General features: G+C 54.2%; 11 protein-coding genes, 2 rRNA genes and 1 pseudogene. 10 read left to right on the forward strand and 4 right to left on the reverse strand.

Annotated features, from left to right (window positions below; all coding sequences use genetic code 11):
- From G392_RS0108920 to G392_RS13115, 9 genes are all read left to right on the forward strand, one after another.
- Positions 1-92 (forward strand): 23S ribosomal RNA (locus G392_RS0108920); the annotation flags it as partial.
- A gap of 90 nt (positions 93-182) precedes the next feature.
- Positions 183-295 (forward strand): 5S ribosomal RNA (gene rrf, locus G392_RS0108925).
- A gap of 58 nt (positions 296-353) precedes the next feature.
- On the forward strand, positions 354-863 hold the full coding sequence (gene coaD / locus G392_RS0108930) for a pantetheine-phosphate adenylyltransferase (protein ID WP_027009958.1): 510 nt from the start codon (positions 354-356) through the stop codon (positions 861-863).
- Positions 863-1561 (forward strand): DUF4184 family protein, encoded by a 699-nt coding sequence (locus G392_RS0108935; protein WP_027009959.1) that lies wholly within the window; start codon positions 863-865, stop codon positions 1559-1561. Before coaD ends, G392_RS0108935 begins: the two co-directional genes overlap by 1 nt.
- Positions 1562-1665: 104 nt before the next feature.
- The gene (gene metE / locus G392_RS0108940) at positions 1666-3942 is read left to right on the forward strand and encodes a 5-methyltetrahydropteroyltriglutamate--homocysteine S-methyltransferase (RefSeq protein WP_027009960.1); all 2277 of its coding nucleotides are present in this window, start codon (positions 1666-1668) and stop codon (positions 3940-3942) included.
- Positions 3943-4119: 177 nt separating this feature from the next.
- Positions 4120-4905 carry a hypothetical protein gene (locus tag G392_RS0108945; RefSeq protein WP_027009961.1) on the forward strand — a complete coding sequence of 262 codons (786 nt, stop codon included), beginning with the start codon at positions 4120-4122 and terminating at the stop codon, positions 4903-4905.
- Positions 4906-4981: 76 nt separating this feature from the next.
- Positions 4982-7615 carry an aminopeptidase N gene (gene pepN / locus G392_RS0108950; RefSeq protein ID WP_027009962.1) on the forward strand — a complete coding sequence of 878 codons (2634 nt, stop codon included), beginning with the start codon at positions 4982-4984 and terminating at the stop codon, positions 7613-7615.
- Positions 7616-7774: 159 nt separating this feature from the next.
- Complete coding sequence (locus G392_RS0108955; protein ID WP_027009963.1) at positions 7775-8584, forward strand: YoaK family protein; 810 nt, start codon at positions 7775-7777, stop codon at positions 8582-8584.
- Between the two features lie 49 nt (positions 8585-8633).
- The gene (locus G392_RS13115) at positions 8634-9992 is read left to right on the forward strand and encodes a pentapeptide repeat-containing protein (RefSeq protein WP_051255664.1); all 1359 of its coding nucleotides are present in this window, start codon (positions 8634-8636) and stop codon (positions 9990-9992) included.
- Between the two features lie 173 nt (positions 9993-10165).
- Here G392_RS13115 and G392_RS13360 read toward each other — a convergent pair.
- The 4 genes and pseudogenes from G392_RS13360 to G392_RS0108985 form a co-directional block, all read right to left on the reverse strand.
- Positions 10166-10432, reverse strand: a pseudogene (locus tag G392_RS13360) (transposase); the annotation flags it as partial.
- A gap of 37 nt (positions 10433-10469) precedes the next feature.
- A complete protein-coding gene (locus tag G392_RS0108970; protein ID WP_027009965.1) occupies positions 10470-10877 on the reverse strand; it encodes an SMI1/KNR4 family protein in 408 nt (135 codons plus the stop codon).
- Between the two features lie 169 nt (positions 10878-11046).
- Positions 11047-11640 (reverse strand): IS630 family transposase, encoded by a 594-nt coding sequence (locus G392_RS0108980; protein ID WP_156900876.1) that lies wholly within the window; start codon positions 11638-11640, stop codon positions 11047-11049.
- Entirely contained in the window at positions 11574-11888 is a 315-nt protein-coding gene (locus G392_RS0108985; RefSeq protein ID WP_027009967.1) for an IS630 transposase-related protein, read from the reverse strand. The genes G392_RS0108980 and G392_RS0108985 overlap by 67 nt, the downstream gene beginning before the upstream one ends.
- A gap of 122 nt (positions 11889-12010) precedes the next feature.
- Between G392_RS0108985 and G392_RS13365 the strand changes: the two genes are divergently transcribed.
- Positions 12011-12197, forward strand: a 187-nt coding sequence (locus G392_RS13365; RefSeq protein WP_156900839.1) for a transposase, incomplete at its 3' end; no start/stop codon positions are given.

Genomic DNA, 12197 nt, shown 5'->3' on the forward strand with positions numbered 1-12197 from the left:
GTCGTTGGAGACCACAACGTCGATAGGCAGGGTGTGGAAGCACAGCAATGTGTGAAGCTAACCTGTACTAATTGCCCGTGCGGCTTGACTCTATCATTTGAAGTACTTTAAAACGTACCAAATAAAAACAGTTTGTGAACAACAAAACATCACCAAAAACGGCTTCCAATCTCACCTTTACGTTTGGCGGCAACAGCGCTGCGGTACCACTCCTTCCCTTCCCGAACAGGACAGTGAAACGCAGTTGCGCCGATGATAGTACGGATGCCCGTGCGAAAGTAGGGAACCGCCAAACAATTATTCATAAACCCCCCTGATGTTTCAGGGGGGTTTAATTACAAGAAACGACCCCCATGCAAGCGCCGATTTTGCGTAGAGCCGTGTATGCCGGCAGTTTTGACCCGCCCACCAACGGGCATCTGTGGATGATTGCCCAAGCGCAGCAGCTTTTTGACGAGTTGATTGTGGCGATTGGTGTCAATGCCGAAAAAAAAAGCACTTATACGGTGGCGGAGAGGCGGCAGATGCTGCAAGAAATCACCGCGCCGTTTGCCAATGTGCGGATTGATGCGTTTGAAAACGACTTTTTGGTGAATTATGCCGATTCGGTGTCGGCGCGGTTTATCGTGCGCGGCATCCGTTCAGGTGCGGATTACGAGTATGAACGGGCGGTGCGCTACATCAACGCTGATTTGCAACCGGAAATCCGCACGGTGTTTCTGATGCCGCCGCGTGAAATTGCGGAAATTTCGTCCACAATGGTCAAAGGTTTGGTCGGCTACAAAGGTTGGCGGCAGGTATTGTCGCGCTATGTGCCGGACGCGGTGTATCGCAAGATGTTGGCAGATAAAGAGGAAAACTGATGCCGTTTACCTTGTCGCACCCTGCTGCCGTTTTGTGGTTGCCCGAAAGGCCGTTTTTGCACCGCACTGCTTTGGTTTTGGGGGCGATGTCGCCTGATTTTATTTATTTTTTGCAGGGCAGGGCGGCAAACGGCTTCGGGCATACTTGGGTGGGCATGTGGTTGTTGAACTTGCCGTTGGTGTGCCTGTTTTATGCGCTGTACCGATGGCGTTTGCGGGCGGTGGCGCGGGCGTATTTGCCAGAGGCTTGGGCGTTTGCTTTGCCTGAACCGCCACCGCAAACGCATTTTCGCCGTGTGGTGGTTTTCTTGTTTTCCGCTTTATTGGGTATGGCAACGCACATTGTGTGGGACGCATTCACCCATCACAATGGTTGGTTTGTGGAAAGAATTTCTTTTTTGAATATGAGCTTGGGTATTCCCGTGTATAAGTGGCTGCAATACGGCGGCGGCGTGTTCGGGCTGGCTTATGTGGCTTGGGTGTGGCGGCACACGGCACGGCGTTATCCTGCGCCACAGGTGCGGACGGCAGCGCAAAAACGGCGTTTTTGGGCGGGGGTGTTGGCAGCAACTTTGCTGTTGTGGGTGGTGTGGCAGATGCTGTCGCCGACTTGGGCGGTGGCAACGCAGATTATCCGCATTATTGATTGCGCGTTGGTTTATGTGGTGGTGCGGTCGCTTTATGAAAAAAATTCATAATGTAAATGCAAAATTATCATTTGCATTCATTTGAAAAACGCGCCAATATCGCGTTTTCGCATTGTTTGTCGCCCCAAGCTGTGGGGCTTTTTAAGGAATTGTTTATGAATACTGTTCATTTGTCCGGCTACCCGCGCATCGGCGCGAAGCGCGAACTGAAATTTGCCGTTGAAGCCTTTTGGAAAGGCGCGAAAACCGAAGCCGAAGTGCAGGAAGTCGCCGCCGAAATCCGCCGTCTGAACTGGGCGACCCAAAAAGCCGCCGGTGCGGATTTGCTGCCTGTTGGCGATTTTTCCTTTTACGACCACGTTTTAGACCTGCTTTGCACATTGGGCGCGATTCCCAAGCGTTTCGGTTTCAATCCCGCCACGCTCACGCTGCCCGAATATTTCCAACTGGCACGCGGCAACGCCACCCAATTTGCCATGGAAATGACCAAGTGGTTTGACACCAACTACCACTACATCGTTCCCGAATGGCACGCCGATACCGAGTTTGCCGTCAATGCCAAAAACCTGATTGCCCAAATCCAAGAAGCCAAAGCGCAAGGTCATGACATCAAACCGACTTTGGTCGGCCCCGTTACCCTGCTGTGGCTGGGCAAAGCCAAAGGCGAAGGCTTCAAACGCATCACCCTGCTGCCGAAACTGCTCGCCGCCTACACCCAACTGCTGCGCGAACTGGCCGCCGAAGGCGTGGACTGGATTCAACTGGACGAGCCGATTTTGTCCGCCGATGCCGATGCCAACTGGATTAAAGCCGTTGAAACCGCGTACAAAGAATTGGCGAACACTGGCGTACGTATCATCATCGGCACTTACTTTGCCAGCGTTGCCGAGCATTTGAACCTGCTCAAAGCCCTGCCCGTCCACGGCGTGCATATTGACTGCGTGCGCGCGCCCGAACAGCTTGCCCTGTTTGCCGATGCGTGGCCGGAAAACAAAGTCTTGTCGGTCGGTTTGATTGACGGCCGCAACGTGTGGCGCGCCAACCTGTCCAAAGTCATCGACACCCTGAAACCCGTTCAGGAAAAACTGGGCAACAATTTGTGGATTGCGCCGTCCTGCTCGCTGCTGCACAGCCCGCAAGATTTGGCGGTGGAAGAGAAACTCGACCCCGAAATCAAAAACTGGATGGCGTTTGCCGCACAAAAACTGGTGGAACTGGGCGTGGTAAAACAAGCTCTGGCACACGGCAAAGACAGCGTGAAAGACGCGCTGGCTGCTTCCGATGCCGCCGCCGCCGACCGCGCCACCAACAAAAAAATCCACAACGAAGCCGTGCAAAAACGCGTAGCCGAGCTGCCTGAAGGTGCCGACCAACGCAAATCGCCGTTTGCCGAGCGCATCAAAGCGCAGCAGGCGTGGATGAACCTGCCCGTGCTGCCCACCACCACCATCGGTTCCTTCCCGCAAACCGCCGAAATCCGCGCCGCCCGCGCCGCCTTCAAAAAAGGCGAACTCTCCGCCGCAGACTACGAAGCGGCGATGAAAAAAGAAATCGCCTATTGCGTGGAAGTGCAGGAAAAACTGGAGCTTGACGTACCCGTACACGGCGAAGCCGAGCGCAACGACATGGTGGAATACTTCGGCGAACAACTGGCGGGCTACTGCTTCAGCCAGTTCGGTTGGGTGCAAAGCTACGGTTCGCGCTGCGTGAAACCGCCGATTATTTTCGGCGACGTGTCGCGCCCCAATCCGATGACCGTGTTCTGGTCGTCCTACGCGCAAACTTTGACCAAACGCCCGATGAAAGGCATGCTTACCGGCCCGGTTACCATGTTCAAATGGTCGTTTGTGCGCGATGACGTGCCCTTGAGCGTGGTGGCGAAACAAATCGCTTTGGCATTGAACGATGAAGTGTTGGACTTGGAAAAAGCCGGCATCAAAGTCATTCAAATTGACGAACCCGCGATTCGCGAAGCCATGCCCCTGAAAAAAGCACAATGGGACGAATACCTTGCGTGGGCGTGCGAAGCCTTCCGCCTCTCCAGCACCGGCGCGGCAGACAGCACGCAAATCCACACGCATATGTGCTATTCCGAGTTCAACGACATTCTGCCCGCCATTGCCAGCATGGACGCGGACGTGATTACCATTGAAACTTCGCGTTCCGATATGGAATTGCTGACCGCGTTCGGCGATTTCAAATACCCCAACGACATCGGGCCGGGCGTGTACGACATTCACAGCCCGCGCGTGCCGCAAGCCGCCGAAATCGAGCATTTGCTGCGTAAAGCGATGGACGTGGTGCCCGTTGAGCGTTTGTGGGTGAATCCCGATTGCGGTTTGAAAACACGCGCTTGGAAAGAAACCGTTGAGCAGTTGGAAGTGATGATGGAGGTTACCAAAAAACTGCGTGCGGAACTGAACGGCAAATAATCTCCCCTTTACCATGACACATAACCGTCCGAACCTGCGGGTTCGGGCGGTTTTTGTGTGGAAAATGCGTCTGTTTTGGTATGTTGGCAAGCGTGTTTTTCCCAAAATTCAAGGGTTCGGGTATAATCGCTATTATTTTGTTTAACTTTTGCTATGGGAAAATGTGGGGTGAATCAAATGGAAGAGTTGGAACTGCATTTGGCAGACATGCCGAACAAATGTTCTGCGGGAGACGGTTTGACATGGGTGCGGGCAGCGTGGGGCTTGTTCAAACGGCGTTGGGGGACGTGGATGCTGATGGTGTTGGTGATGTTTCTATTGACTGCGCTGTCGAGCGCGGTTTGGAGCTTTTGGGCAATGAGCATGTCGCCGCAAGCAATGCCGGTGATGTTGTTCTTGAGCAGTTCGGCGGGTACTTTGCTGGGGACGTTTCTGGCGGGCGGAATGCTGGTTGCTGCCGCATCGCTGGCGGAAGAGGACGATTTGCGCTTTATTTATTTGTTTGCGGGTTTTCAATATAAATTCATGCCCTTGTTGGTTTTGGGCGTGTTGCTGATGTTGTTGTCGCTGTTGTTGTCGCTGCTGCTGTTGGCACTGTTACCGGAGTCGTGGCTTCGTGGTGGTGTGTGGCTGTTGATTTATGCTTGGCCGATGTGGTTCTGCGGGGTGTTTGCGGTGTCTTTGGTGGTGTTGCACGATGTCGCCCCGCACCGTGCCATCGGCATGAGTATTCGCGCTTGTTTGCGTAATTGGCTGCCGATTTTGGTGTCGGGCTTTGTGTGGCTGTTGTTGGTGCTTGGTGTGTCGATTGTGATGATTCTTCTATCGGTTGGTTTGGGCGCGGTGCTGGGAAAGGCGGCGGGATTGCTGTTTTTTCCGGTGGTTTTGGCGTTGTTGGCAGTCATGCTGCTGTTTAATTACACCTGCTACCGCAATGTGTGGACAAATCTGCCGATGCAGTAAAATCCGCGCCGCCCGAAAAAGGGCGGCGTTTTCTGTGCTAAACTGCCTCGTTTTTTGATTTTACGGAAACCTTGTGATGAGCCAAACCGCCAAATTTTTAAAAGATTACCGCGCCCCCGAATATCTGATTGAACGGGTGGATTTGTGTTTTGATGTTTTTGACGGCCACACCGCCGTTACCGCCGTCATGCGCGTGTTGCCGCAAACGGGCGCGGGCGCGATGCGTTTGCACGGCTCGGCGGAACTGCTCGGCATCAGCGTGGACGGACGCAGGCTGCCTGAAAGCGCCTACCGCTTGGCAAACGAAGTCTTAACGCTGGACGGCACCCCCGCGCAGCCGTTTGAACTGACCGTGCAAACCAAACTCTATCCGCACGACAACACCACCCTGATGGGCTTGTACCAAAGCGGCGGCAACCTCTACACCCAATGCGAACCCGAAGGCTTCCGCAAAATCACCTTCCACCCCGACCGCCCCGATGTGATGAGCATCTACACCACCGAAATCCGCGCCGACAAAGCGCGTTTTCCCGTGCTGCTCGCCAACGGCAACCGCACGGACGGCGGCGATTTGCCCAACGGACGGCATTTTGCCGTGTGGCACGACCCGTTTGCCAAACCGTCCTACCTGTTTGCGCTGGTGGCGGGCGATTTGAGCTGCACCCGCGACAGCTTCCGCGCCGCAGACGGGCGCGAGATTGCCATTGAGTTTTACACCCGCGCCGCCGATGCCGACAAAGTGGCGTTTGCCGTGCAGTCGCTCAAACACGCGATGAAATGGGACGAAAGCCGTTTCGGGCTGGTGTATGATTTGGACATTTACATGGTCGTGGCGGTGGGCGACTTCAATATGGGCGCGATGGAAAACAAGGGCTTGAATATTTTCAACACCAAATACGTCCTTGCCGATGCCCGCACCGCCACCGATGCCGATTTTGACGGCGTGGAAAGCGTCATCGCCCACGAATATTTCCACAACTGGACGGGCAACCGCGTAACCTGCCGCGACTGGTTCCAGCTTTCCCTGAAAGAAGGTTTGACCGTGTTCCGCGACCAAGAGTTTTCCGCCGACCGCAACAGCCGCGCCGTGCGCCGCATTCACAACGCCGCCTTTTTGCGCCGCCACCAGTTCCCCGAAGACGCCGGCCCGATGGCACACCCGATTCGTCCCGCCAGCTATGTGGAAATGAACAATTTTTACACCATGACCGTGTATGAAAAAGGCGCGGAAGTGGTGCGTATGTACCACACTTTGCTCGGCGAAGACGGTTTCCAAAAAGGCATGAAGCTGTATTTTCAACGCCATGACGGGCAAGCCGTTACCTGCGATGATTTCCGCGCGGCGATGGCGGACGCCAACGGCGTGGACTTGAGCCAATTCGCCTTGTGGTACAGCCAAGCGGGAACGCCCGTGTTGGACGTTTCAGGCAGCCTGCGCGACAACGGCGACTATGTTTTGCGCGTGCGCCAAACCGTGCCGCCCACCCCCGACATGGTGGAAAAACAGCCGATGATGATGCCCCTGAAAACCGCTTTGCTGGACGAAAACGGCGATGCCGTGCGTTTCAGGCTGCCTGAAAACGGCGCGGACACCGCCGAAACCGTGCTGCTGCTCACCGAAGCGGAACAGGAATTCGTGTTACAGGGCGTAAACCGTGCCGTTACCCCCTCGCTGCTGCGCGGCTTTTCCGCGCCGGTACGCCTGAATTTTCCCTATACCGACCAACAGCTTGCCCTGCTGTTGGCACACGATGACGACCCCTTTGCCCGTTGGGAAGCGGGACAAACGCTCTACCGCCGCGCCGTTGCCGCCAACGAAACCGCTTTGGCGGACAACGCGCCGCTTCCCGACCACGCCGCATTGTTTGCCGCGCTGGAACACGTTGTCCGCGCCGACATCGACCCCGCGTTTAAAGCCGTGCTGCTGACCCCGCCCGCCGAAGAAGAGTTGTGGCGCGCGTCCGACATTGACCCCGTGCGCCTGCACCACGCCCGCGAAGCCTTGCTGGACGCGCTGGCGCGGCATTTTGCCGAAGATTGGCTGCCCTTGAATCTGCAAGCGAAAACGGCGGAAGAAGCCTTGCCCGACTGTTATGCCTATTCGCCCGAAGCGGCGGCGTGGCGCAGTTTGCGCAATCTGTGCCGCAGCATGATGCTCCGCGCCGCGCCCGCCGAGCAGCTTGAATATGTGTTTGAACATTATGACGAAATGGCGCAAAACATGAGCCACGAATGGGGTTTGCTCAACGCCGTCAATCACATTGACGACCCGCGCCGCGATGCGCTGCTGGCACGTTTTGCGGAAAAATTCGCCGACCAAGCGCTGGTGTTGGACAAATATTTCGCCCTGATTGCCTGTTCGCGCCGCGCCGACACGCCGCAGTGCGTGCGCGAAGCCTTGTCGCACCCCGCGTTTGCGCCCACCAATCCCAACAAAGTCCGCGCCCTGCTCGGCACGTTTGCCCGCAACCATCTGCACCTGCACGCGGCGGACGGCGCGGGCTACCGTTTTATCGCCGAGCGGGTGCGCGAAACGGACGTGCTCAATCCGCAAACCGCCGCCGATTTGGTGCGTGCCGCGTTCAGCCTGTGCTGCCGCCTTGAGCCGCACCGCCGCGCCCTGATGAAGTCGGAGCTGGAAAAATTGGCGGCTTTGCCGGAGTTGTCCAAAGACACGCGCGAGATTGTGGAGAAGATTTTGGCGGGGTAGTTGTGTGGTTTTAGCAACATTGCCGCAAAATGCTTGATTATTTAAATCAATGATTCGTTTTTGTTTTTGCCAAAACGGGGCAGGGCGGCGCAACAGTGCTATCGCACCGGCGGCAAATTGCTGTATGATTATGGGTTTATCATCAGCCGATGCGCCGTCATGCCCGAACAGCCGCGCAAAAACCGCATCGCCCGCCACCCGTTTTGGCAGGCAGACAAACCCTATCTGCACCATCAAAACATTTCCGATGTGCGTTTCCGTTTGCTTGGTTATGTGATGGCGTTTTTGGCGGGCGGCATCAATGCGGGCGGTTTTTTTGCTGTGGCGGCATACACTTCGCACGTTACCGGCGCTTTGTCGCACGCGGCGGACGGCGCGTTTGAAGGCGAATGGCTGGCAGCGTGGACGGCATTGGCGGGGGTGGTGTGCTTTGTGCTGGGCGCGGCGCATGCCAATTGGACGGTTTTGTGGGCGAAACGGCAGCGTTTCCGGAGCGGCTACGGCTTGTCGATGTGGCTGGAAGCGGTGTATTTGCTGCTGTTCGGGCTGCTGGGCGCGGCGATGGCGGAAATTGATGCGGCGGTGCGGCTGACCTTATTGTTTTTGTGCTTTATCATGGGCATGCACAATACGGTGATGACGGTGTTGTCGGGCGGGGCAATCCGCTCCACCCACATGACCGGCACCGCCACCGATTTGGGCATCGAATTGTCCAAAGTTTTGTATTACAGCCGCAAGCACCATCCGCGTTTGCCCGATGTGCGGGTGAACCGCCCGAAAATGAAGCTGTTTTTGGGCTTGATGGCGGCGTTTGTTGCCGGCGGGGTGGTCGGTGCGTGGGGCTACCGCCAAATCGGCTACCGTTTTACCCTGCCGATGTCGGCATTATTGTTTGTGTTCGGTGCCGGCTCGGTCGGCTACGATGTGCGGATTCGGATAAAATGGCTGTTGCAGCGCCGCCGCCACTGACGGACACGCCTATTCCGCCCCTGTGCGGATTTTCGGGAGCAAAAACCTTATGACACAGCAAAATACCTTGAGCAGCAAAGCCTTGCGCGTGATTTTGCAAGAGCATTATTTGTGGCTGATTAGCGGCGGCAAAGACGGCAAACGCGCCGACTTGTCGGGGCATGTGCTTTCCGGAATGAACTTGGTTGCCGCCAATCTGGAAAAAGCCGTATTGGAAGGCACCGTATTGGAAGCGGCAGACATGCGCCGCGCCAACCTGCGCGAAGCCAACTTGCAAGGCGCGGGCTTGCAGCGTGCCAACCTGCGCGGCGCGGATTTGCGCGATGCCAACCTGCGCGGAGCCTACCTGCGCGACACCAACCTGCAAGGCGCCTACCTGCGCGACACCAATTTGCAGGGCGCGTATCTGCGCGAAGCCAATTTTCAGGGCGCCTACCTGCGCGATACCAATTTGAAAAGCGCCTACCTGCGCGAAGCCAATTTGCAGGGCGCACACCTGTGGCGCACCGATTTGCGCGGTGCAGACATTCAAACCGTGCGTTTCCAATCGGCACTGATGGACAACGTCATCGGCGTACCGTTTCGCGACACGCCCGAAAACATCAAGCGCATTATTGACGGCTTCGACCAGCAAATCAAAGCCCTGCAGGAGCGTGTGCGCGATGCGGAAAGCGTGTTCAGCGTTACCGGCGCCAGCGAAGCGGAACGTCAGGAAGAAATCCGCGAGCTGCAAGACAAAATTTCCCTGCTCAACGAAGCGAAAAAGCAGCGCGAAGAAGGCTTGGCACTGAAGCAGGAAGAAGCGGCGGAGCTGCAACGCCAAATGAAACGCTTGGAGCAGCGTACCCGCCGCGCCCAAAAAGCCCTGCTCGAATCCTTGCACAACGTGGAAAGCCGCATGAAATCCGGCAGCCGTTTTGCGTTTTTTAGCGGCTTGGCGGGAACGGGCGTGCTGGCGGCGGACGTGGCGATTATTTTGTCGCCCTTGTGGTCGGCGTGGAGTCAGGGCATGACGGCAGATGCGGTGATGTATCTGATGTTCAACCGTCTGGGGCCTTGGAGCGTGGTGTTTTACGTGATTCCTGCGGTGGTGCTGGTGCTGGTGTCGGCGGTGCTGTTTTACCAGCAGCGCAAGCTGTTGGCGGAAGTGCGCTATTATGCGGTGGTCAAGCATCAGATTGAGGTGTTTGCGGGCTTGTTGGAAGCGGCGCAGCACACGGCGGCGGGCTGGGACGACCCGCACCGCGCTTCGGAATACGTGCATGAAACCTTTACCCGCATCCGCGACAATTTGTTGCACGATTTGGGCGAGTCGTTCCCCGTGCCCGATGTGTCGGTGTTAGACGACAAGCCCGAAGGCGGTTCGCCGGAAGAAACGGAAAATAAAGAATCCGCCGATTGGGTGTAAGGCGTGTCATCAATTAGCCGAGAAAACGCCGCACCGTCATTCCCGCGCAGGCAAGAATCCAAGTCGAAGCACGAGAAACTTTGATAAAACATCGCTTGCCGAGCATTGCACAGTGGATTCCCGCATTCGCGGGAATGACGGCGTTTTTTATATTATAGTTAAAAATTTTATAGTTAATTAAAATAAGAATAATAAATTAATGCATCAGAAAAACACTCCCAATCAGGCAGGGTCATACGCAAATAGCGTTTGATATTCGCCCAAGTCTTTTCTATTGGGTTCAGTTCGGGCGAATAAGGAGCAAGCGGCAGAATGATGTGCCCTGAGGGCTTCGCCATTTCCTGTAACACAGCCATACGGTGAAAACGGGCATTGTCCAAAATAATGACGGATTTGTGGTTTAAAGCGGGCAGCAGGCACCGCTCAAACCATGCCTCAAATAGCGAGAGATAGGGTATGATAGGTTTGCGCTGCCCGTCAATTTTCCTCTTCTTCTATCATATAGCTAAAAAATTCAGCATAAGAATTCCAGTAATCTGCCCTTTCAAAAGACATATCTACAGAATCTATCCAAATAACATGACTATTCTCAGTATCTAATAAAATTAGACTCTCATTCATTTCAGATAATACAAGATATTTGTTAGGTAAGTTGATGTGATTTCTTATATACAATGTTTTGGTTAATATGTTTTCGTCGCAATCTAAAGAAATACTTAAGTGTTCTATTCCACCAACTATTCCGCCTGAATAGAATTCAGAAATTTTTATGAAATCTGTTGGAAGATGCACTTCAAGTACTTCTTCTATCTTCAATAAATCTTGCTTATTCACTTTTTCTTTTCCATACATAGATATGTATATTTCTTTCATTTTTTGAAACATAAATCAATAATCCTTATTTATGATTAACACGCCATTTCCAATATTCCATATTATCGGATTTAAACAGTTTTCTATCAGGCTGTAAAGTCGGATGTCCAGTTCTACGTCCATACTGACTGTGTAATATATCTTGCCCATATTTACCAACGCCATGATATAGTTAAAAAGTTTAATCATTCATACATAAAGAGAACAGTTCCCCGATGTCGTTCAAGCGCTGTTTGTTGCGCAGTGCTTTCACCCAAGCCCACACCTTTTCAATCGGATTTAAATCGGGACTGTACGGGGGCAGCCACAAAACGGTATGCCCCTTGCTTTCAAGCAGCCCGGCAACCGCCACCCTTTTATGGAAGGAAGCGTTGTCCATGATGACTACGCTGTGGTGCGGCAGTTGCGGCAGCAAAACCTGTTCAAGCCATGTTTGAAATACTGTTCCGTTAATCCCTTGTTCAAACAAGCCCACCGCAAATAGGCGTTTGTCTTGATGCCATGCACCGATGGCATTGACTTGGTTTTTACCGTGCCAATCGTGTCCGATTATGCACGGTCGGCCTTTGACCGAATAACCGTAGGCTCTGACCCAATCGCGGCGGAAACCGCTTTCATCCAGATAAACCAATTCCTTACCTTTGCGCCGGTAACGCGCTTGCAGGCGTAGGAACCGTTTGCGTTTGGCAGGGTCGGCTTTGGGGTGTTTTAAGCGGTTTTTTTTCGGCTGATGCCGTAACGGATTAATGCCTGCCGTATGGACGGTGCCGTACAGCCGAAACGGGCTGCCCGTTCATGCAGGTAATCGGTCGGATGGGCTTCCACGTCTGCCAACAATGCCTCTTTGGAAATTTTCTTGGGCGGACGTACCTGTGGCGGTTTGGGTGTGGTCGGCAACGGCTGCTTTTTCCAATTGCGTACGGTGGTGAAATGAATGCCGGACAGTGCGGCTGTTTGGCGGATGCTACAGCCCTGTTCCAATTTTTCCAAGACTTTTTGGCGTAGGTCGGTGGAGTAAGCCATTTTTAATCTTCGTATGAAAAAATAAGCATTTTAACTATACACTGATTTTCAGTGGGAAAATTTAAATGATGACACACCCTAGGGCGTGTCATCAATTACCCAATACCCTATAATCCCAAGCCATGAATACAACCAAAAGATACGCACTGACAGACAGCCAATGGGAACGGATAAAAGACCTGCTGCCCGGCAGGTCAGGCAGCGTCGGCGTTACAGCCAAAGACAACAGATTGTTTGTAGATGCGGTATTGTACAGATACCGGTCAGGAATACCGTGGCGGGACTTGCCCGAGCGCTTCGGTGATTTCC

Origin of the sequence: Conchiformibius kuhniae DSM 17694 (assembly GCF_000428785.1) — a bacterium.
Taxonomy (GTDB): domain Bacteria; phylum Pseudomonadota; class Gammaproteobacteria; order Burkholderiales; family Neisseriaceae; genus Conchiformibius; species Conchiformibius kuhniae.

What these genes read in the sequence shown, in the direction of transcription:
- G392_RS0108955 (WP_027009963.1), top strand. Translation starts at nt 7,775, where the DNA reads ATGCCCGAACAGCCGCGCAAAAACCGCATCGCCCGCCACCCGTTTTGG.
- G392_RS0108970 (WP_027009965.1), bottom strand. Translation starts at nt 10,877, where the DNA reads ATGTTTCAAAAAATGAAAGAAATATACATATCTATGTATGGAAAAGAA.
- metE (WP_027009960.1), top strand. Translation starts at nt 1,666, where the DNA reads ATGAATACTGTTCATTTGTCCGGCTACCCGCGCATCGGCGCGAAGCGC.
- pepN (WP_027009962.1), top strand. Translation starts at nt 4,982, where the DNA reads ATGAGCCAAACCGCCAAATTTTTAAAAGATTACCGCGCCCCCGAATAT.
- G392_RS13115 (WP_051255664.1), top strand. Translation starts at nt 8,634, where the DNA reads ATGACACAGCAAAATACCTTGAGCAGCAAAGCCTTGCGCGTGATTTTG.
- G392_RS0108945 (WP_027009961.1), top strand. Translation starts at nt 4,120, where the DNA reads ATGGAAGAGTTGGAACTGCATTTGGCAGACATGCCGAACAAATGTTCT.
- coaD (WP_027009958.1), top strand. Translation starts at nt 354, where the DNA reads ATGCAAGCGCCGATTTTGCGTAGAGCCGTGTATGCCGGCAGTTTTGAC.
- G392_RS0108935 (WP_027009959.1), top strand. Translation starts at nt 863, where the DNA reads ATGCCGTTTACCTTGTCGCACCCTGCTGCCGTTTTGTGGTTGCCCGAA.
- G392_RS0108985 (WP_027009967.1), bottom strand. Translation starts at nt 11,888, where the DNA reads ATGGCTTACTCCACCGACCTACGCCAAAAAGTCTTGGAAAAATTGGAA.